A 21569-nucleotide genomic window follows, 5' to 3' on the forward strand; every position below is an offset into this window, starting at 1 on the left:
TTATAAAGCAGATTAGAAAGAAGGTGTAAAAATGCCGATACAGGTACTCGATCAAAGTACAATTAATAAAATTGCCGCCGGAGAAGTGATTGAACGTCCTTCTTCGGTTGTAAAGGAACTTGTAGAAAATGCGATTGATGCCGGGGCAACCGCCATTACCATAGAGATTAAAGAGGGCGGTATTTCTTTTATCCGCATTACCGATAACGGAAGCGGTATTGCGCCCGAAGAAATCAAACTGGCATTTTTGCGCCATTCCACAAGTAAAATCAAATCCATTGAAGATTTAATGAATGTTTCCTCCTTAGGTTTCCGCGGAGAGGCTCTCTCAAGCATTGCCGCTGTTTCACAGATTGAACTGGTGACAAAAACGGCGGACAGCTTTACCGGTATCCGATACGTGATTGAAGGCGGAAAGGAAGTCAGCTTTGAAGAAGTCGGCGCACCGGACGGAACGACATTTATGATCCGTAACCTGTTTTTTAATACCCCCGTGCGCCGTAAATTTTTAAAGACGGCGGCAACCGAAGCCGGATATATCAATGCGCTGTTAGAACATCTGTCCCTGTCACACCCTGACATTTCTTTCCGTTTTATCAGCAACAACCAGAACCGTCTGCATACGTCCGGCAACATGAATTTAAAGGATATTATTTATTCCGTGTACGGACGGGACATTACCAAAAATCTGATTGAACTGGATGTATCCACGCAGGATATGCACATCACGGGATTTATCGGAAAGCCCGCAATCTGCCGCGGCAACCGTGGATTTGAAAATTATTACATTAACGGCAGATATATTAAAAGCCACATTATTACAAGGGCTATAGAAGAAGCGTACCGCGGTTTTATTATGCCGCATAACTATCCGTTTACGGCACTGCATTTTCAGATTAACCCGTCCATTTTAGATGTCAATGTACATCCGACCAAAATGGAGCTTCGTTTTTCCAAAAATGAGTTTGTCTATCAGTTTGTGCTGGATGCGATTACCGATGCCTTAAATCGGCGGGAGTTAATCCCGGAGGTTAAGCCGTCCGATACGGTTACGGAAAGTGCTATGCAGAACACAACCACACAACAGAACGCTTCCGCACAGCCGGAACCGCCTATACCGTCCATGTCTGTGCAAAAACCTTCACGTTTGCCTGAACCGTTTGAAGCAGAACGTCTGCCCGATCCGGCAGAAAAATCACTTTCCGACACCGTGTCAGAAAGCGTTACTCCATACGGCACACACAACACACAAAGCAGACAAAACATACAAAACATACACAATACACACAATACACACAATACACAAAATGTGCAGGACTCACAAGATACACAACAAACAGCAAAACCGGCAGAGCAGATGAATCTGTTTGAAGACAAACTTTTAGATGTGAATCACAAACAGGATTACCGCATTATCGGACAGTTGTTTGACACTTACTGGCTCATTGAATTTGAAGATTCATTTTACATGATGGACCAACACGCTGCCCATGAAAAGATTTTATATGAACGGCTGATGAAGCAGTTCCATGAAAAAACCTATCACTCGCAGATGATTATGCCGCCGGTCATTTTAACGCTTAGTCTTCGTGAAGAACAGATTTTAAAAGAAAACTGGAAGACTTTTACAGCACTCGGCTATGAAATCGAGGAGTTTGGCGGAAAAGAATATAAAGTGACCGGACTTCCGGCAGAACTGCCGACCGTGATTGACTGCAAACAGCTTCTGATTGAACTAATTGACACGATTGCGGACGAATCTGCCACCCACGACCCGGAGCGTATTACGGAAAAGGTGGCATCCATGTCCTGCAAGGCGGCAGTCAAAGGCAATAACCGTCTTTCATTTAAAGAAGCCGAGGAACTCATGCGCGAATTAATGGAAGCCGAAAATCCATACAACTGCCCACACGGAAGACCGACACTGATTAAAATGACCAAATACGAAATAGAACGGAAATTCAAGCGGATTCTATAAAAAATCCTGCGGAATGGAGATAAGGGTAAAAAATCCTTAAATCTAAGATTTTTTACCCAACAGTATTGTGCCGCAGGCGTCACAAAACTGCCCTTATCGCAGAACTGAATAAATTCAGTTCGCGATTCCTCCGGCATTAAATGCCTGCGGAATGGAGATTGATATGAAAAATCCTTTAATAATTCTTACCGGTCCGACCGCTGTTGGTAAAACTGCGCTGTCCATTAACCTTGCAAAGGCTGTGAACGGTGAAATCATCAGTGCGGACTCTATGCAGATTTATAAAGAAATGAAGATCGGCACGGCAAAGATTCTGCCGGAAGAAATGCAGGGTGTCCCGCATTTTCTTGTAGACGAATTAAATCCCGATGAAGAATTTAATGTCACGGTCTTTCAGAAAAAAGCCAAAGAAGCCATGGCAGATATTTACAGCCGCGGGAAAATCCCGATTTTAGTCGGCGGCACCGGATTTTATATCCAGTCTGTTTTATATGATATTTCATTTACGGAAAGCGGACAGACCGATGCGTACCGTGAAAGCCTGTACCAGCTCGCCGCAGAAAAGGGTGCAGAATATCTGCACGCACGGCTTATGCAGGTAGATTCTGCCGCCGCGCAGGCAATCCACCCCAATAACGTCAAACGTGTTATAAGGGCACTAGAGTATTTTCACCAGACGGGAGAGCGCATTTCCGAACACAATGAAGAAGAAGCCGCAAAAACTTCTCCTTACAACTACATTTATTTTGTGTTAAATAATGACCGTGCCGTCTTATATGACCGCATTGACAAGCGGGTTGATGCCATGTTTGATGCGGGGCTGGTAGAAGAAGTGACCGCCCTGCGTGATAAAGGATACTCAAGGAATCTTGTATCCATGCAGGGCATCGGTTATAAAGAAATTTATGCCAGCTTAGACGGAGAGTACGATTTAGACCGCGCCCGCTACATTATCAAACGGGATACCAGACATTTTGCCAAGCGGCAGATTACATGGTTTAAACGGGAAAAGGATGTTACCTGGATGAATTACCCGGACTATAATAATTCACAGGCAGAAATGCTTGACGCGATGTTAAAAATGATAAAGGAAAGAGGAATCATAAAGAGATGAATACAACAAAAGAAATGTATATCCGGCAGATGGGAATTGATGAAAAAGTATATGACTACAGTCAGACACTGCTTGAAAATTTAAAAGAGCGTTTCGCAAAAATTGATGAAACCGCAGAATATAATCAGATGAAAGTCGTTGCCGCCATGCAGAAAAACCACGTGGCTGAAATGCACTTAAACGGCACCACCGGCTACGGCTACAACGATGACGGCAGAGATACCTTAGAGCAGGTTTATGCTGATGTCTTCCACACGGAAGCGGCGCTTGTCCGTCCTCAGATTATGTGCGGTACACACGCATTAAATATTGCACTGTCTGCCAATTTAAGACCGGGAGATGAACTGCTTTCACCTGTCGGCAAGCCATATGATACCATGGATGAAATTATCGGTATCCGTCCTTCAAAGGGCAGTCTTGCCGAATATGGGGTTACTTACAGCCAGGTGGATTTGCTGCCAGACGGTGATTTTGACTATGAGGGTATTAAAAATGCAATTAATGAACGTACAAAGCTTGTCACAATCCAGCGTTCCAAAGGCTACGCCAGCCGTCCGACACTTTCCGTTGCAAGAATCGGAGAGCTGATTGCCTTTATTAAAAATATCCGTCCCGACATCATCTGCATGGTCGATAACTGCTACGGCGAATTCGTAGAGCGCATTGAGCCGTCAGAAGTCGGCGCCGATATGATTGTCGGTTCACTGATTAAAAATCCGGGCGGCGGGCTTGCTCCTTGCGGTGGCTACATCGCCGGTACAAAAGAATGTGTGGAGCAGGCGGCTTACCGTTTATCCTCACCGGGGCTTGGAAAAGAAGTCGGTGCAACACTCGGTGTCAACCAGTCCTTCTATCAGGGATTATTCCTTGCGCCGACCGTTGTTGCAGGTGCTTTAAAGGGTGCGATTTTTGCTGCAAATGCTTATGAAAAGTTAGGCTACAAGGTCATTCCTGACAGTACCGAAAGCCGCCATGACATTATTCAGGCGGTTGAATTAAACACACCGGAAGCACTGATTGCTTTCTGTCAGGGAATTCAGGCAGCTGCCCCTGTTGACAGTTTTGTATCTCCTGAGCCGTGGGCAATGCCGGGATATGATTCCGATGTCATCATGGCAGCAGGCGCATTTGTGCAGGGTTCTTCCATTGAACTAAGTGCTGACGGTCCGCTTCGTCCGCCATATACAGCGTTCTTTCAGGGTGGACTGACATGGTACCATGCAAAATACGGCATTATGATGAGTATGCAGAAGTTATACGAAGCCGGAATTTTGTCTTTTTAATATCATTGTCGAAAAAAGACGAACTTCTTTGAAAGAAAAATGGCAATTATTTGTATACATTAAAAATATTCTATGCTATAATTCAAGTTGGTTTAGTCTGATACAGACAGAAATGGAGAAACATGAGCAATATATCAAAGTATAAGAACGGCTGGTTTTTACTGCTGTTTATTATGATTGGCATTGTACTGGGCGGTCTGATTGCAGAGTCCACTGCCGGAATTGAATCTTTAAGCTGGCTGTCATATGGCAATACCTTTGGGCTGGACAGCCCTTTAGTCATTAATCTGGGGGTGCTTGTCATTACATTTGCATTGCAGATTAAGATTACCATTGCAAGTATTATTGGCGTGATACTCGCAATCATTATTTACAAGGTTGTATAGCAGCCTGTACAAGGATTATCCGTTTGTCCGGAAAGGGCAGACCTATGAACACAAAAAACAACTGTATACGCACAGAAAAAACGGATACCGTTTTACGTCCTTATGAAAAATGCCTTACACTCGGTGCAGAAACGCTTTCCGATGCCGAACTGCTGGCTGTCATTTTAAGGACAGGCGTATCCGGCATGAATTCCATTGAACTTGCACAGCACATTTTTTCTGTGTGCTGCAGGTCAAAGGGCTTACTGGGGCTTTCATCCATCACGATTCCTGAACTGCTAAAAATCAGGGGTGTGGGAAAAGTCAAGGCCGTACAGATTAAATGTATCTGTGAACTGTCACGGCGCACAGCCAAGCAGAGTGCTTCCGCAAAGCTGAAATTCACCGAACCGGAAGCCATCGCTGCCTATTATATGCAGGATCTGCGGCTTTTAGAAAAAGAACATATGATTCTTGTTCTGCTTGACAGTAAATGCCGTAAAATTGCAGACACCGTACTTTCCGTCGGTACCGTCAATGCTTCACTTGTAACACCGAGAGAAGTTTTTGCGGAAGCCTTAAAGTACAATGCCGTTTCTGTTGTGCTGCTTCACAATCATCCAAGCGGTGATGCAGCACCCAGCCACAATGATATTGCGGTAACGGACAGAATCGTGCAGGCAGGAAAAATTTTAGGAGTTCAGGTCATCGACCACATTATTATCGGTGACAATACGTATACCAGTCTGAAAGAAAAAGAATATATGTAGACGAAAGGAGTCCAAAAATGGGACAGAATATTTATGGTGTAGACATCGGTACCAGCAACTTTAAAATGTGCTGTAAAGATAAGGATAAGATTATCAATGAGAAAAATATCATTGCAATTGCAAATAAGAAAGATATTTTAGCATTCGGTGACGAAGCATATGAAATGTATGAGAAAGCACCAGAACACATTGAAGTTTCCTTTCCTGTAAAATTTGGTGTTATCGCCGATATTGAAAATATGCAGACACTGCTTCTTCGTTTCTTCAACAAAATGAATGACGATAAGAAATTTACAGGTAACACAGACTTTTATATTGCCGTTCCAACGGATGTAACAGAAGTAGAAAAGAGAGCTTTTTATGAACTGGTTGCTGATTCCAAGGTGAAGGCAAAGAATATCTATATCGTAGATAAGCCCGTTGCCGATGCCATCGGTGCCGGATTAGACGTTACCAAATCAAAGGGTATCATGATTGTCAACATCGGTGCTGAAACAACAGAAATTTCCGTTCTTTCATTAGGTGGCATTGTTATCAGCAAATCTGTTAAAATCGGCGGTAACAAGTTAGATGACAGTATTATCAGTGCTGTCAGAAAAGTATACAACCTGATTATCGGAAGTAAAACCGCAGAAGGCTTAAAAAAAGAACTCGGCAGTGCCGTACAGGCAGAAGAAACTTTTGCGCCAGGCTTTGGACGTAACGTGCTTTCAGGACTGCCTGTCAGCGTGGATATTTCATCTGATGTAATTTATTCAGCTGTAGTAGACCCGCTGCACTCCATTATGGATTCTATTAAAGTCATCCTGGAGCGCACTCCACCGGAACTGGCAGCTGATATTATCAAAAATGGTATTTATGTATCCGGCGGAACATCCAATATCCGGAATCTGGAGAAGTTTATCCATCAGGAAACAAACCTTGCCGTAAATATTGTAGAAAATCCGGCTGAAAGTGTTGTCAGAGGTCTGATGGGTGTTGTCAGCAATCCGGATTTTGCCGGTGTCGCATACACACCACAGGATAAAAATTACGACTAAGTAAAAATCCATTTCAGAAATGAGGAGAATCATGAGAAAAAAGCTTGCTTCATTCATGAATTCAAAATATATACTGATCGGTTTATCCGCACTGTGTCTGCTTTTTATCGCAACCAGCTTTTTTACGGATAAACTGACAACCCCGCTTCGGAATGCCATTTCAACAGTGGTAATTCCGGTACAGCGCGGTATGAACTATATCGGATTATGGATATCCGACAAGTATGATACCTTACAGGAAATCAGCACAGTGCTTGAAGAAAACAAAGACTTACAGGCAAAGGTTGACGACCTGACAGAGGAAAACAACCAGCTAAAGCAGGACAGCTATGAATTAGACCGCCTGCGCGATTTATATGAACTGGATGAAAAATATCCTGGATACAACAAAGTCGCAGCCCGCGTTGTCGGTACAACTTCCGGCAACTGGTATAGTACTTTTACTATTGATAAAGGCAGCAATGACGGCATTGAAAAAGATATGAATGTCATTGCTGGCGGCGGTCTTGTCGGTATTATTACGGAAGTCGGTCCGAATTATGCACAGATTAAAACAGTGATTGAAGATAACAGCTATGTCAGCGGCATGTTAATTGACACCGGAGATACCTGTATTGTAAAAGGCGATATTGAATTAATGGATACGGGACTGATTCATCTTTCCGGCTTTGCAAACAGTGTCACTGTAAGAAACGGCGATAAAATCGTAACCTCCAATATCAGTGATAAATATCTTCCGGGTATTCTCATTGGCTATACAAAGGATGTTACCGCAGATGCCAACAATCTGACACAGGCAGGGTACTTAGTTCCTGCTGTAGATTTTGGACATTTGCAGGAGGTTCTGATTATTACACAGAAAAAGAATTCATAATAAATAGGAGATGGGTATGAAACGGAAAATCGGAGAATTGATTTTAATCATATTTTTCTACCTTTTGCAGGTCACACTCGGCAGAGTGATTGCAATCGGCGGCATTAAACCGAATCTGCTGATTATTCTTCCGGTATTATTCGGTTTCCTTCATGGAAAAAATGAAGGAATGTATGTAGGTTTTTTTGCCGGATTTTTTTATGATTTATTTTTCTCGGGACTGTTTGGTTTTACTTCCCTTGTATTTGTATACATAGGATACTGCTCCGGCATTTTTTATCAGAAATACGAAGAAACAGAAATGTTGATTCCGCTTGGCTTATTACTGGCGGGAGATTTCTGTTTCGGTTTCCTGTCCTATGTCGGTAACTTTTTACTGCACAACCGGTTGAATGCAATGTATTACATTTCACGCTTTATTCTGCCGGAGGTTGTGTACACACTTTTGATTGCCGTCATTTTATACAAGCCGGTAACCTTTTTAAATAAGCACTTAAATCCTACGGATAAAAGGAGAATCAGTAAAGTTGATTAAAGATATTTTTGATTATGTGATTAGTTTATTAAAATCAAGACTGTTTCCATTAATTATGGTATTTGTCCTGATTGTAGTGGTTTTAATTAACCGTTTATTTTCACTCCAGATAATCAAAGGCGCTTCTTATGTAACAGATTTAACGGACTCCATCCAGAAAAATATGAGCGTTGCTGCTACGCGCGGAAGAATTTACGACAGAAACGGTGTTTTACTTGCCTATAATGAACTTGCTTATGCTGTAAAAATCAGTGACAGTGGTACATATTCTGATAAAGACGGTATGAAAGCAACCGATATTAAAAATGCAACTGTCAATAATGCCATCAACCGTACTCTTGAAATTATCGAAGAAAAGGGCGACCAGTATTCAACAGATTTTAAAATCAGCTATGCCGGTGACGGAATGTACGAATTTAATGTATCCAATTCTGCCGTGCTGCGTTTTAAAAGAGATGTTTACGGCGTTACTTCCGTAGATAAATTATCCGATGAGCAAAAGGCGGCAACTGCCAATGAAATGATGGACTACCTGTTTGACCGGTATGGTGTGGATACCGCAGCGTTTACCCCGGAACATATTCTGGAGATTTTAAGCCTGCGCCTTTCCATGTCGGCAAACTCTTACAACCGTTATATGTCCTTTACAATTGCCAACGAAGTTTCTAATGAAACGGTTGCAGCGATTCTTGAAAATTCCGATGAACTGGTAGGCGTTACCGTTGAAGAACAGTATGTGCGGCATTATGTTGACAGTACATACTGCTCCCAGATTATCGGCTATACCGGTACGGTATCAGAAACTGAACTTGCCACATTAAAGGCAGAAGATGATTCTTACGAAGCCAATGACATTGTTGGTAAGACCGGCATTGAACAGACCCTCGAATCCGAACTTGCGGGAGAGAAGGGTTCTAAAGAAGTCTATGTTGATACCGTCGGACGTATTACAGAAGTCATTGACGAAACCGATGCAGCTGCGGGACATGATGTTTACCTGACCATTGATGTAAATCTGCAAAAGCAGATTTATACGGCAATTGAAGATAAGCTGGTAGAAATTCTGCTTTCCAACATTGTCAGTAACGATACGAAATACGCCTATAGTTCTACAACCGGAAATGTATCCCACGTATACATTCCGATTAAGGAAGTTTATTTTGCGCTGATTGACAATAATTTAGTATCAATGTCTAAAATTGCAGAAGGTGACACGGAGAATGAACGCAGTGTATACAGTTCATTTTTATCAAAACAGGATTCTGTCATGAGCTGGCTGTCTTCCGAACTCTTAGACGGCAATACACCGTATGGAAGCCTTTCAGAGGAAAATCAGGTTTATGTATGGTATGTCTATGAAATGCTGATGAACGAAGGTGTTTTAAATAAAGACTCCATTGATACATCCAATGATGTATACACAGCATGGACAGACAGCAATTCTGTCAGCATCCGACAGCTATTGACGGAGAGTATTTCAAACGGCTGGATTGATATGTCTGCACTGACTTCACAGTCTTATACCAGTCTGGAAGAATCCTACGAACTTCTGACAGACTATATTGTGTCCAATTTGCAGACAGACACGGCATTCTTTAAGAAACTGTACAAATACATGATTCAGAATGAACAGCTTTCCGGCAGACAGGTCTGTATGCTGTTATATGAGCAGGGCTATTTAACCGATGACGGCTCTTATGCCTCCCTTTCATCCGGTGCTGTATCCGCTTATGATTTTATGTACAATGCCATTCAGACCAAGAAAATTACACCGGGTGAGCTTGCCCTGCAGCCTTGCTCCGGCTCCTGTGTCATCACAGACCCGGACAACGGCGATATTTTAGCGCTGGTTTCTTACCCAAGCTACGACAATAACAAATTATCCGGTACGATTGATACAGAATATTACAACAAGCTGTCTAACGACAATGCCAAACCGCTTTTCAACTGGGCAACCCAGTCCCAGTCCGCACCGGGTTCTACGTTTAAACCGTGTTCCTCTATTGCTGGACTGGATACCGGTATTATTTCAACCGGCACAGTATTTAACTGTTCCGGTGCATTTACAGAAGTAACACCTTCTCCAAAGTGCTGGAGATTATCCGGTCACGGTGGTGAAACCGTTACAACCGCAATCAGGGATTCATGTAACGTATACTTTTATAATGTAGGCTACAAGCTTGCATGCAGTAAAACAGGTTCTTATAACAGTACAACCGGAACGAATATCTTAAAGCGCTATGCAGAAGATTTAGGTCTTGCAACGAAAGCCGGTATTGAAATTTACGAAGAAACACCACATGCTTCTTCCGTAAACTCTATTGCATCAGCAATCGGACAGGGTAACCACCAGTTCAGCTGTCTGAATCTGGCACGCTATGTTACAACGATTGCAACCTCGGGTACGTGTTATAATCTGACACTTGTTGATAAGATTACTGACCACGACGGAGAGCTGATCCGTGACAATTCCGCAGAAGTAGATCATGTAATGAACATCAGTTCATCTACATGGGATGCCGTTCACACCGGCATGAAAATGGCCGGTGACAGTTATTCATCCTTAAAAGTATCCGGACTTTCTATCGCAGCAAAGACCGGTACAGCACAGGAACGTCTGACAGAACCTGACCATGCAACACTGATTACGTATGCACCTTACGAAAATCCGGAAATTGCCATGGCAATCGTTCTGCCGCATGGATACGATTCTGCAAGAAATACGGAACTTGGAAAAGCCGTTTATAATATTTATTACAGTCTGTATCCAAGAAACTAGTGTCTAGTGGCTCTTATCGCAGAACTGAATAAATTCAGTCCGCGATTCCGCAGGCATTAAAATGCCTGTGGAATGAGTTTAGTGTGAATAAAAAATATGAAAAAGGAGATTAGTATAGTGAGTCAACCGGTTGTTATTAAGGGCAACAAACATGGAATTATTGTTGTACTCGACGCAGAAGCTGAATTTAAAGATTTAAAAGTTCAGATAGAGGAAAAATTTAAAGCATCCGCAAAGTTTTTTGGCAGTGCAGATATGGCACTTGGTTTTGAAGGCCGGGTGTTATCCGATGAACAGCAGCGGGAAGTTTTAGACATTATTGCCAACGTATCACAGTTAAATATTATCTGTATTATCGACCATGATGAAGCACAGGATGCTGTTTTTAAGGCCGCCATTGATCAGACGGTTTCTGCCGGTGCTGTGGCAGCTCCGGCGCAGACCGGTACAAATGACGGTCAGTTCTACAAAGGCTGTCTGCGTTCCGGTCAGGTACTTGAAACGGAAGGCAGTATTATCGTACTCGGTGATGTGAATCCTGGCGGCAGAATTATTGCAGGCGGCAGTGTCATTATCCTTGGCAGTCTGCGTGGCAACGTATTTGCCGGAGCCGGCGGCAATGAAGACTGTTTTGTCGTTGCACTGGAAATGAATCCGATGCAGATTAAGATCGGTGAAGTCATTGCCAGAAGTTCAGATTCTGCACCACGCAAAAAAAGCAAGGGCATTGCGCCTAAGATTGCTTATGTCGATGACAGTAACATTTACATAGAAGATTTAGGTCCGGAAGTTTTTGAGGATATTCGGATAAATTGCTAAAATACTATTGATTTCATCGCAAAAAATCTGCATAATAATAGAATATTGATAAAGTTTTGGAGGAAAGAAAATGAGTGAAGTAATCGTTGTCACATCCGGTAAAGGCGGTGTCGGCAAAACAACAACAACAGCGAACATCGGTACCGGACTTGCCAAACTTGGAAAAAAAGTTGTCATGATTGATACCGATACCGGATTAAGAAATCTGGATGTCGTATTAGGACTTGAAAACCGTATTGTATACAATCTGGTTGATGTTGTAGAAGGCAACTGCCGGATCAAGCAGGCATTAATTACAGATAAAAGATGTCCGAAGCTGTACTTATTACCAACTGCACAGACCCGTGATAAGTCTGCTGTTACACCGGAACAGATGATTAAGCTTTTAGATGAATTAAAAAATGATCCTGAAGAATTTGACTATATCATTTTAGACTGTCCTGCCGGAATTGAACAGGGCTTCCAGAATGCTATTGCAGGTGCTGACAGGGCATTAGTCATTACAACACCGGAGGTATCGGCTATCCGCGATGCCGACAGAATTGTTGGCTTACTCGATGCACATGGTTTAAAAGACCATGAAGACTTAATTGTCAACAGAATCCGCATGGATATGGTAAACCGCGGTGAAATGATGTCTATCAACGATGTCAACGACATTTTACAGTTAAATGTTATCGGTGCCGTTCCGGACGATGAAAATATCGTTGTAGCTACCAATAAAGGACAGCCTTTAGTTGGTGACGATACCATGGCAGGACAGGCTTACATGAATATCTGCCACAGAATTATTGGGGAAGAAGTTCCATTTCTTGACTTAAACGGCAAGGGCGGCTTCTTTAAAAAACTTTCTGCTTTATTCAAAGGCGAAAAAAAGTAGGAAAATGACGCAGTCATATGGAGGAAATAAATGAGCTTATTAGATTTATTCAAGAAAAAAGGCTCTGGTGATGTTGCAAAAGACAGACTTAAGCTTTTATTAGTATCCGACCGGGCAAACTGTTCGCCTGAGGTTATGGAGATGATTAAAAACGATATTATTAAAGTAATATCAAAATATATGGTGATTGATGCGGAGGGACTGGATATCCAGATTACATCAACAGAATCCGATTCCAACAACGGTTCTGTTCCTGCACTTTTTGCAAATATTCCAATCAAGGACATCCGTAACAGTGACAAATAACAAAGAGGAGTATTATGTTTAAAAAATACCAGCTGCGTTCTTATAATTTCAGACTTGTAATCCTGTTAATCGTGACATCCGTTTACGGTATTGCCGTCATTAACAGTGCCGATTCATCCTATACCATCAAACAGTGTGCGGGACTTCTCCTCTCACTTTTTGTCATGATAGTTGTATCGCTGATTGATTATAACTGGTTATTGCGTTTTTACTGGATTATGTATGCCCTGAATTTTGTCCTGTTGGTGCTTGTACTGGCTCTTGGCTCTGAAAGCAAGGGAGCCCAGCGATGGATTAATATTGGCGGTTTTCGTTTTCAGCCTTCAGAACTGACAAAAATACTTTTGATTATGTTTACGGCAAAACTGATTTCGCTGTATAAAGACCGGCTCAATACCGCACGTTTTCTAATTGTACTGGCAGTTTTACTGCTGGTTCCCATTGCACTGATTTTAATGCAGCCAAATCTTTCAACAACCATTTTGCTGGCATTAATTTTGTTTACTATTATATTCTGTGCAGGCTTAAGTTACCGGATTATGGGCATTGCTTTATTGTGTATAGTGCCTGTCACCATTATTCTGGGTATCTATATCAGTAATCCAAATCAGAAGCTGCTTAAAGATTATCAGAGAAACCGTATTATGACTTTCTTTGAACCTGAAAATAATGAAGATGGTGCTTACCAGCAGAAATATTCTGTACAGGCAATCGGTTCGGGTCAGCTTTCCGGTAAAGGACTTAACAATGATGATCCTTCTTCCTTAAATAATGCCCACTATATTGCAGAAGGCCACACTGATTTTATTTTTGCGGTCATGGGAGAGGAGCTGGGTTTTATCGGCTGCTGTATGGCAATTCTTTTGTTGTCATGGATTGTAATTGAGTGTATAATTGCAGCTGTAAGGGCGAAGGATTTTGCCGGACGCCTAATCTGCTGCGGTGTTGCCGCACAGATTGGTTTTCAAAGTGCATTAAATATTGCAGTTGCAACACAATTACTGCCAAACACAGGACAGCCGTTACCTTTTTTTAGTTACGGTCTTACATCTTTGGTTTCTGCATACATTTCAATGGGCGTTGTATTAAATGTTTCCCTGCAGCGCAATGTGGAACGGGATGATGAAATATTTGCCGATGATTTCAGAGGTTAAAATTTAATCAAATACAAATATGGAGGGTACTTATGAATATTGGGTTAATTGCGCATGATTCAAAAAAGAGGCTGATGCAGAATTTCTGTATCGCATATAGAGGGATTTTAAATAAAAATCAGCTGTTTGCAACCGGTACAACCGGCAGATTAATAGAAGAAGTCACGAATCTGTCTATTCACAAATTTTTAACCGGACATTTAGGCGGTGACCAGCAGTTGTGTGCACAGATTGAACATAACCAGATTGACCTTGTCATTTTCCTGCGCGAAGCTGTTAATCCGCTTGCACATGAACCGGATTCTGATAATATTTGTAAACTGTGTGATATGTATAATATTCCGCTTGCAACCAATCTTGCAACTGCGGAATTGCTGATTAAATCGCTGGAACGTGGTGATATGGAATGGCGTGAAATATATCAATAATACTTTCAGCAGATAAGACCAGACCGTAAACAACTTCCGGTTGTCTGCGGCTGGTCTTTTTACAATACTGTTAAACGGACTGATGCCCCATATCTGTAATACGTCCGTAGGCACTTACAAGGTAAATGCCGCAAAGTCCTACTATCGCGTAAATGATACGGCTGATCCAGCCCGTCTGTCCAAAAAGGAATGATACAAGATTAAAATTGAAAAATCCAATCAGTCCCCAATTAATTGCACCAATAATAACAATCGTCAAAGCTGTATAATCAAAGCCTTTTGAATTCATTATCTGACCTCCTTATATTTAGTGCTGATATTAGTGTGGCTGAAAAAGTAAAAATTATATTGGTAATTATTAGAATGATGAAAGTGAGGAATCCCATGGCAGGACAATCCAACCGCAAAGTTGTAAAATATCGCAGAAAACCAAAAGCAGCGGGGCTTATTTTTGCAATTGTTATTATATATATCGTATGTTTTATCGTGATGTATCTTTCCAAATCCAAAGTACAGACATACGAAGTTGAAGCCGGTTCACTGACTACCAATTCTTCCTATACGGGAATTGCCGTGCGCAGCGAAGCTGTATACCGTTCTGAATACTCCGGCAATATTAACTATTATCAGCGTGAAAACACCCGTATTAAAGGAAATGACACAGTCTATACCGTCGATGAAACCGGGCGCGTATCAGATATCCTTGCACAGTATACGAATGCCGAAGAAAATTCTCTTTCAAAGGAAAGCCTTGCCAATATTAAATCGACTTTAAACTCTTTTAAAACCGGTTATGACGGCAGTAACTTTTCAGATTTGTACGATTTAAAAACAGATATTAATTATATGGTACTTGAATCCATGAACCAGAGCATTATGGCGAATTTAGAGTCCATTATTGAAAATACGGGAAGCCGGAACTTATTCCGTACCGTGTCTGCGGAATCGGGAGGTGTCGTTGTCTATTCTATCGACGGTTATGAAGACCTGACTGCTGATACTGTTACACCTTCAGACTTTGATAAAAATAAATATACCAAGACCAATTTAAAAGCACAGGAACTTGTTGTTGCCGGAAATCCTGCCTATAAACTGATTAACAACGAATCCTGGTACATTTTAATTCCACTGACACAAAGTGATATTGATAAAATGGATTTAACTTCCAAATCAACAATAAATATTAAATTTAAAAAAGATAACGTCACAACCACCGCAGATTTTTCACTTGTCAACCACGACGGTAATTATTATGGCAGATTAAGCCTGGATAAATACATGATACGATATGCCTCAGAACGTTTTCTGGATATCGAATTAGTCACAGCTTCCAAATCCGGGTTGAAAATTCCGGTTTCCGCCGTGACAGAAAGCGAATTTTATACCATTCCAAAAGAGTATCTGACAACCGGCGGCAACAGCAACAATTCCGGATTTATCTGCGAATCGTACGATTCAGCCGGACAACTGACCACATCCTTTGTCGATGCTGATATTTACCGTAATACCGATACCGTTTATTACGTAAGCTGCGATGACTTTGAGAAAGGTACAATTATTGTAAAACCGGATTCTTCGGAACGCTATGTTATCGGCGCCATCGAAAAATTAAAAGGTGTATACTGCGTCAATACAGGATATACCATTTTTGAACAGGTTGAGATTTTGGATGCCAACAATGAATATTACATTGTGAAAAAAGGGCTTTCCCATGGTATCGCCGCATATGACCACATTTTACTGGATGCCGGTAAATACACGGCAAATCAGATGATTTACTAAAACAACAATTACAAGGAGGGCATTTTCATGCTTGCAGAAAATATTAAAACCGTTGAAAAAAATATTAAAGAAGCCTGCGCGCGTGCAAACCGCAGTGCATCCGATGTGACATTAATTGCCGTCAGCAAAACCAAACCGGTTGACATGCTTTGCGAAGTCTATGATACCGGTATGCGTGAATTCGGTGAAAATTACGTTCAGGAACTTGTTGAAAAAATTGACCGGCTTCCAAAGGACATTCACTGGCATATGATTGGACATTTACAGCGCAATAAAGTCAAATACATCGTAGGTAATGTTACAATGATTCACTCTGTAGATTCGCTGCGCCTTGCTGAAGAAATCAGCAAAGAATCCGTTAAAAAGGATGTCTGCACAGAGATTCTGATTGAAGTCAACGTTGCCGGAGAAGAGAACAAATTCGGTTTTACACCCGAAAATGTTTTTCCTGAACTGGAAAAAATGGCAGCACTTCCGAACATTAAAATACGGGGTCTGATGACAAGTGCGCCATTTGTCGAAAATCCTGAAGAAAATCGTAAATATTTTAGACAATTAAAGCAATTATCTGTTGACATCAACGCGAAAAACATTGATAATATCTATATGGACACTTTATCCATGGGTATGACAAATGATTATGTTGTTGCAGTAGAAGAGGGTGCAACAATGGTGCGTGTAGGTACGGCTATATTTGGAGCACGTAACTATAATAAGTAGATTGGAGATAGGCACAATGAGTATTTTAAACAGTGTAATGAACGTATTTAAACTTACCGGGGAAGACGATTATGATGAATACGACGATTACGATGAAGAATTCGAAGATGACGAAGATGACAAAGGGTCTGCCCGGAAGAAATTATTTTCAGGCAGCCATAAAAATAAAGACGATGAAGATTATGATTCAGACAGCCGGACAAACGATAAAAAGCCTTTAGGCAGAAAAGTTGTTCCGCTAAAAACCGGTGGCTCAAGAGGTCTTGAGGTGGTTGTTATCCGTCCTGAATCCATGGAAGATTCCAGTGAGATTACAGACACACTTTTAAGCGGAAAGGCCGTTGTTTTAAATCTGGAAGGAATCCACGTTGAAATCGCACAGCGTATTATCGATTATTCAGCCGGTTCATGCTATGCAATGCGTGGCAATCTGCAAAAGATTACCAACTACATATTCCTTGTAACACCGCCGAATGTTGATATTTCCGGTGATATTCCGGAACTGGTGGCAGGTGGTATTGACCTTTCAACATTTAACAGTTCAGACAACAAATTTTAATGTGAATATTAAAAGTGCCGCCCATAGTCTTTGATTATCGGCGGTATTCTTTTGTATCTCATCAATAAACACAGACACATCAGGAGGAGTTATGTCAGAGATTATTACTGTTCATTTAGATCAAAAACCGATTTATGATATTGTCATTGAAAAAGATTTTTCACAGCTTGGTACTGCATTTTCCAGGTTAAATGTAACCGGCCGTAAAATCTGTATTGTAACAGACAGCAATGTCGGACCTTTATATGCCAAAGCCGTTCAGGAAGTTTTAGAAACAACCGGCAATCAGATTTTTGTCTATACATTTGCTGCCGGAGAAGAAAGTAAAAACTTAAATACCGTTCAGGATCTCTATGAATTTTTAATTGAAAATCATTTTGACCGTAAAGATATGCTTGCAGCGCTTGGCGGCGGTGTTGTCGGTGACCTTACCGGTTTTACAGCGGCAACCTATTTACGCGGCATTTCATTTATCCAGATTCCGACTTCCCTTCTGGCTCAGGTTGACTCCAGCATCGGCGGCAAGACCGGTGTGGATTTCCGTGCTTATAAAAATATGGTCGGCGCATTCCATCAGCCAAAGCTTGTATACATGAATATGTCTACACTGCTTTCCTTAGATACCCGTCTGTTTAATTCCGGTTTCGGTGAAATCATCAAACACGGGCTGATTAAAGACGCGGCTTATTACCGCTGGCTGCAGAATAATGCTGCAAAGATTCAGTCAAAAGATTATGATGCCTTGGAACAGATGATTGCAGGAAGCTGTAATATCAAGCGTGAAGTGGTTGAATTAGACCCGACAGAGCAGGGCGACCGCGCACTTTTAAATTTCGGACATACACTGGGACATGCTATCGAAAAACTGATGAATTTCCAGCTGTATCACGGCGAATGTGTTGTCCTTGGCATGATTGCCGCATTAAACATTTCCGTTACCCGCGGTCATATTACACAGGCTGAATATGATGATGCTATACAGATGTTTAAAGACTACGCATTTCCAACAAACGTTACCGGCATTTCCATTGATGATGTCATCCGCGTTTCGAAGAGCGATAAAAAAATGGAAGCCAATCAGATTAAATTCATTCTGTTAAAACAAATTGGAAATGCTTACATTGACAGAACTGTAACAGACGACGAGATGAAACGTTCTCTGACAGATATTATCCGATAACAAAACATCCCGTTTAGAAATGAGGCATTACATGAAAAATCTGAATAAAAAAGGACTTTTGGGATATATTTTAGGTATTGTACTTTTATGCCTTATAGACCAGCTTACTAAAATTGCTGCCGTTTCGGCATTAAAAGGCAATTTCCCTTTCGTCCTGATAAAAAATGTACTGGAATTTTATTATCTGGAAAACGCCGGTATGGCATGGGGCATGATGAGCGGTGCAAGAATCTATTTTCTGGTTCTGACGGTTCTGATTGTCGGCGTTATTACCTATGTCATTATAAAAATGCCGCATACACGCCATATGCTTCCGTTTTTTGCCGTACTGACCGTACTGGCATCGGGCGCTTTAGGTAATTTTATCGACAGACTGACACTCGGCTATGTCCGTGATTTTATTTATTTTAAACTGATTAATTTTCCTGTTTTTAATGTTGCAGATATCTATGTAACGGTATCTGTCGTCTGTTTTGCCGTTTTAATTCTTTTTTATTATAAAGAAGATGATTTTAGCTTTTTAAAGAAAACCGGTACAAATAAACATTAAAATCAGGAATCCGGTAACTAAACTATAAAAATCCGGCTATGCAGAATTTTAATAACTGGAGGCACTTAAACTGTATGGAAAACACAAAACTTCCTGTAGATAACGCAGCTTTGGATGCTGCATATATTGAAAATGAACCGGACGAATTCATTACGGATATGACAGACTCTCATAACGGTATTGATACCGCAGACAGCTGTATGAAAATCACATTGTCTGTATCTGCGGACAGCGATACTTCCGATGCCGTTGGAACACGTATTGACAAATTTTTATCAGAGAATTTACGGGATTTTTCACGATCTTATCTGCAGACATTGATTCAGGACGGCAGTGTTACCGTAAACGGCAAAAATGTAAAATCCAATTATAAATTAAATGCCGGGGATATCATCGCAATTCATGTTCCCGAAGTGAAAGAGCAGGAGATTGCCGCTGAGGATATTCCACTGGACATTTTATATGAAGACGAAGATATTATTGTTATAAACAAGCCAAAGGGAATGGTTGTACATCCTGCGGCAGGACATACCAGCGGTACACTTGTCAACGCCTTAATGTATCACTGTAAAGACCATTTATCCGGTATTAATGGGGAACTGCGCCCCGGCATCGTCCACCGTATTGACATGAATACAACCGGTGTCTTAGTTGCCTGCAAAAATGACTATGCCCACCGTAAAATTGCCGAACAGCTGAGCGTTCATTCCATTACCCGTAAATACGAAGCAATCTGCTACAACGCTTTCCGGGAAGAAACCGGAACTGTTGATGCGCCGATTGGCAGAAATCCGGTTGACCGTAAAAAAATGGCAATTGACAAAAAGAATGGCAGACGCGCAGTGACACATTACCGCGTTCTCGAAAATTTCAAGCATTTTGCCCATATTGAATGTCAGCTTGAAACCGGAAGAACACATCAGATCCGCGTACATATGGCAAGTATCGGTCATCCGCTCCTTGGCGATGATACCTACACTGCGGCAAAACCGCCGTACCGGCTCACCGGTCAGACACTGCATGCACGCGTACTTGGGTTTATTCACCCCAGAACAGGGCAGTACGTAGAGTTTGAAGCACCACTGCCGGATTACTTTACCAAAATCCTTGTCGATTTACAAAAAAAGCGGCATTAAAAATGCCTGCGGAATGGAGAATGAAGAGTAGTATGCGTAGGAAAGAATTTATTGATTTGATTCTGGACAGCATTTCAGATTATTTTGATATTTACCACAATTACTGGTTTGAGAATCATAAATTTGTCATTTATGCGTATTGTTATAACAGACACAATAAATATGAGAGTGCAACACAGGAATCCCGGTTATGGGAGATGAATTCCTTTGAGCATTTATTTTTTATCAATTCTGATAATCTGGATATGGAACAGTTAAATGCTTTAAAACAATTTGCGATAGAACGCATTGAACCGCATTTTGTCCGCGGTGACGGCAAATTTCCTGTAAAGCACCACCTATACACATATATTTCTTTTATTATCATAACCAGAAATAAACCCTCACCGGAAGTTGCAAAAGCTATTGAAAACACTTCATGGAATAAAAATTATATGCTTTCTGCCAAAGGCTCTGCCAGCCTGCGGCTTGCCTGTGTAACCCCGCGTGAATACAGTGTTATCACCAGCAAAAACGCACAGGACATACATGATTTTCTCTCGGATATCATGTTTCATATCGAACATTATGAAGAATAAATTTCATAAAAATTATGTAAAAATATAGATTTTTCTGACAATTTATTGTATAATATAGCCATGAAATAACTTGAAGGAGGCGGGAAATATGGATGAAAGAACCGTAATTACAATAGGCAGAGAATTTGGCAGTGGCGGACATGAAATTGGCATGAAGCTTGCAGAAAGACTCGGAATTAAATGCTATGATAAGGAATTATTAGAACTTGCAGCAAAAGAAAGCGGTCTCTGCGAAGATTTATTCGCTTCCCAGGATGAAAAGCCAACCAACAGCTTTTTATATTCTCTTGTAATGGACACATATTCTCTGGGATATACAAGTTCATACATGGATATGCCAATTAATCACAAAGTTTTTTTGGCACAGTTTGATACCATTAAGAAACTGGCTGAAAGAGAATCCTGTGTTATTGTCGGACGCTGCGCCGACTATGCTTTGGAAGATAACCCATTTGCAGTCAGCGTATGGATTAAGGCCGATTTGGATGTCCGTATCCAGCGTATTAAAAAGCTCTATGATTTAAGCGATAACAAAGCTGCCGACATGATCCAGAAAACAGATAAGCGCAGAGCCAGCTATTACAATTACTATTCAAGTAAAAAGTGGGGCGAAGCAAAGAGCTATGATTTATGTCTTGACAGCGGTCAGCTCGGTATCGATGGTTCAATTGATTTAATATTAAAATACATTGAATTAAAAGAAAAAAATAATAAACAGTAACTAATGCATAACCGGATT

Annotated in this window: 23 protein-coding genes; 22 read left to right on the forward strand and 1 reads right to left on the reverse strand. The window is 41.2% G+C overall.

What is annotated here, in order from left to right; translation table 11 throughout:
• The first annotated feature begins 31 nt into the window (after positions 1 to 31).
• The 14 genes from mutL (at position 32) to LI288_RS05890 (ending at position 14325) form a co-directional block, all read left to right on the forward strand.
• Positions 32 to 1978 (forward strand): DNA mismatch repair endonuclease MutL, encoded by a 1947-nt coding sequence (mutL, locus tag LI288_RS05825; RefSeq protein ID WP_227089751.1) that lies wholly within the window; start codon positions 32 to 34, stop codon positions 1976 to 1978.
• A gap of 163 nt (positions 1979 to 2141) precedes the next feature.
• Positions 2142 to 3092, forward strand: coding sequence for a tRNA (adenosine(37)-N6)-dimethylallyltransferase MiaA (miaA, locus tag LI288_RS05830; protein ID WP_227089752.1), 951 nt, complete (start codon positions 2142 to 2144; stop codon positions 3090 to 3092).
• Between the two features lie 29 nt (positions 3093 to 3121).
• Positions 3122 to 4375: an aminotransferase class I/II-fold pyridoxal phosphate-dependent enzyme gene (locus LI288_RS05835; protein WP_440311444.1), complete on the forward strand. Its 1254-nt coding sequence runs from the start codon at positions 3122 to 3124 to the stop codon at positions 4373 to 4375.
• A gap of 122 nt (positions 4376 to 4497) precedes the next feature.
• A complete protein-coding gene (locus tag LI288_RS05840; RefSeq protein WP_022432894.1) occupies positions 4498 to 4761 on the forward strand; it encodes a DUF4321 domain-containing protein in 264 nt (87 codons plus the stop codon).
• A gap of 44 nt (positions 4762 to 4805) precedes the next feature.
• Entirely contained in the window at positions 4806 to 5510 is a 705-nt protein-coding gene (radC, locus tag LI288_RS05845) for a RadC family protein (RefSeq protein WP_227089753.1), read from the forward strand.
• A 17-nt stretch (positions 5511 to 5527) separates the two neighbouring features.
• Positions 5528 to 6550, forward strand: a complete 1023-nt coding sequence (locus LI288_RS05850) for a rod shape-determining protein (RefSeq protein ID WP_227089754.1) — start codon at positions 5528 to 5530, stop codon at positions 6548 to 6550.
• A gap of 31 nt (positions 6551 to 6581) precedes the next feature.
• A complete protein-coding gene (gene mreC / locus LI288_RS05855; RefSeq protein ID WP_022432897.1) occupies positions 6582 to 7424 on the forward strand; it encodes a rod shape-determining protein MreC in 843 nt (280 codons plus the stop codon).
• Between the two features lie 16 nt (positions 7425 to 7440).
• Positions 7441 to 7959 carry a rod shape-determining protein MreD gene (gene mreD / locus LI288_RS05860; RefSeq protein WP_227089755.1) on the forward strand — a complete coding sequence of 173 codons (519 nt, stop codon included), beginning with the start codon at positions 7441 to 7443 and terminating at the stop codon, positions 7957 to 7959.
• Positions 7952 to 10738 carry a penicillin-binding transpeptidase domain-containing protein gene (locus tag LI288_RS05865; RefSeq protein ID WP_227089756.1) on the forward strand — a complete coding sequence of 929 codons (2787 nt, stop codon included), beginning with the start codon at positions 7952 to 7954 and terminating at the stop codon, positions 10736 to 10738. The genes mreD and LI288_RS05865 overlap by 8 nt, the downstream gene beginning before the upstream one ends.
• 117 nt (positions 10739 to 10855) lie before the next feature.
• Positions 10856 to 11557 (forward strand): septum site-determining protein MinC, encoded by a 702-nt coding sequence (gene minC, locus LI288_RS05870; RefSeq protein WP_227089757.1) that lies wholly within the window; start codon positions 10856 to 10858, stop codon positions 11555 to 11557.
• A 70-nt stretch (positions 11558 to 11627) separates the two neighbouring features.
• The gene (gene minD, locus LI288_RS05875; RefSeq protein ID WP_022432901.1) at positions 11628 to 12437 is read left to right on the forward strand and encodes a septum site-determining protein MinD; all 810 of its coding nucleotides are present in this window, start codon (positions 11628 to 11630) and stop codon (positions 12435 to 12437) included.
• A gap of 30 nt (positions 12438 to 12467) precedes the next feature.
• Positions 12468 to 12743, forward strand: a complete 276-nt coding sequence (minE, locus tag LI288_RS05880; RefSeq protein ID WP_022432902.1) for a cell division topological specificity factor MinE — start codon at positions 12468 to 12470, stop codon at positions 12741 to 12743.
• 14 nt (positions 12744 to 12757) lie between these two features.
• Entirely contained in the window at positions 12758 to 13897 is a 1140-nt protein-coding gene (locus LI288_RS05885; RefSeq protein WP_227089758.1) for an FtsW/RodA/SpoVE family cell cycle protein, read from the forward strand.
• 32 nt (positions 13898 to 13929) lie between these two features.
• On the forward strand, positions 13930 to 14325 hold the full coding sequence (locus tag LI288_RS05890) for a methylglyoxal synthase (protein ID WP_227089759.1): 396 nt from the start codon (positions 13930 to 13932) through the stop codon (positions 14323 to 14325).
• 70 nt (positions 14326 to 14395) lie between these two features.
• On the opposite strand, the gene LI288_RS05895 is transcribed toward LI288_RS05890, so the two are convergent.
• Complete coding sequence (locus tag LI288_RS05895) at positions 14396 to 14614, reverse strand: DUF378 domain-containing protein (RefSeq protein WP_022432905.1); 219 nt, start codon at positions 14612 to 14614, stop codon at positions 14396 to 14398.
• A gap of 95 nt (positions 14615 to 14709) precedes the next feature.
• On the opposite strand from LI288_RS05895, the gene LI288_RS05900 reads away from it, so the two are divergent.
• From LI288_RS05900 to LI288_RS05935, 8 genes are all read left to right on the forward strand, one after another.
• On the forward strand, positions 14710 to 16107 hold the full coding sequence (locus tag LI288_RS05900) for an HlyD family efflux transporter periplasmic adaptor subunit (RefSeq protein WP_227089760.1): 1398 nt from the start codon (positions 14710 to 14712) through the stop codon (positions 16105 to 16107).
• Between the two features lie 27 nt (positions 16108 to 16134).
• A complete protein-coding gene (locus LI288_RS05905) occupies positions 16135 to 16827 on the forward strand; it encodes a YggS family pyridoxal phosphate-dependent enzyme (RefSeq protein WP_022432907.1) in 693 nt (230 codons plus the stop codon).
• A 16-nt stretch (positions 16828 to 16843) separates the two neighbouring features.
• Entirely contained in the window at positions 16844 to 17386 is a 543-nt protein-coding gene (locus tag LI288_RS05910) for a cell division protein SepF (protein ID WP_227089761.1), read from the forward strand.
• 91 nt (positions 17387 to 17477) lie between these two features.
• Positions 17478 to 18566, forward strand: coding sequence for a 3-dehydroquinate synthase (gene aroB / locus LI288_RS05915; protein ID WP_227089762.1), 1089 nt, complete (start codon positions 17478 to 17480; stop codon positions 18564 to 18566).
• Between the two features lie 31 nt (positions 18567 to 18597).
• Positions 18598 to 19116 (forward strand): signal peptidase II, encoded by a 519-nt coding sequence (gene lspA / locus LI288_RS05920; protein WP_227089763.1) that lies wholly within the window; start codon positions 18598 to 18600, stop codon positions 19114 to 19116.
• Positions 19117 to 19316: 200 nt separating this feature from the next.
• Complete coding sequence (locus tag LI288_RS05925) at positions 19317 to 20252, forward strand: RluA family pseudouridine synthase (protein WP_227089799.1); 936 nt, start codon at positions 19317 to 19319, stop codon at positions 20250 to 20252.
• Between the two features lie 32 nt (positions 20253 to 20284).
• Positions 20285 to 20830 (forward strand): hypothetical protein, encoded by a 546-nt coding sequence (locus LI288_RS05930; protein WP_227089764.1) that lies wholly within the window; start codon positions 20285 to 20287, stop codon positions 20828 to 20830.
• Between the two features lie 88 nt (positions 20831 to 20918).
• Positions 20919 to 21551, forward strand: coding sequence for an AAA family ATPase (locus LI288_RS05935; protein ID WP_022432913.1), 633 nt, complete (start codon positions 20919 to 20921; stop codon positions 21549 to 21551).
• Positions 21552 to 21569: the final 18 nt, after the last annotated feature.

Origin of the sequence: Lachnospira pectinoschiza (assembly GCF_020564355.1) — a bacterium.
In the GTDB taxonomy this organism is placed as follows: Bacteria; Bacillota; Clostridia; order Lachnospirales; family Lachnospiraceae; genus Lachnospira; species Lachnospira intestinalis.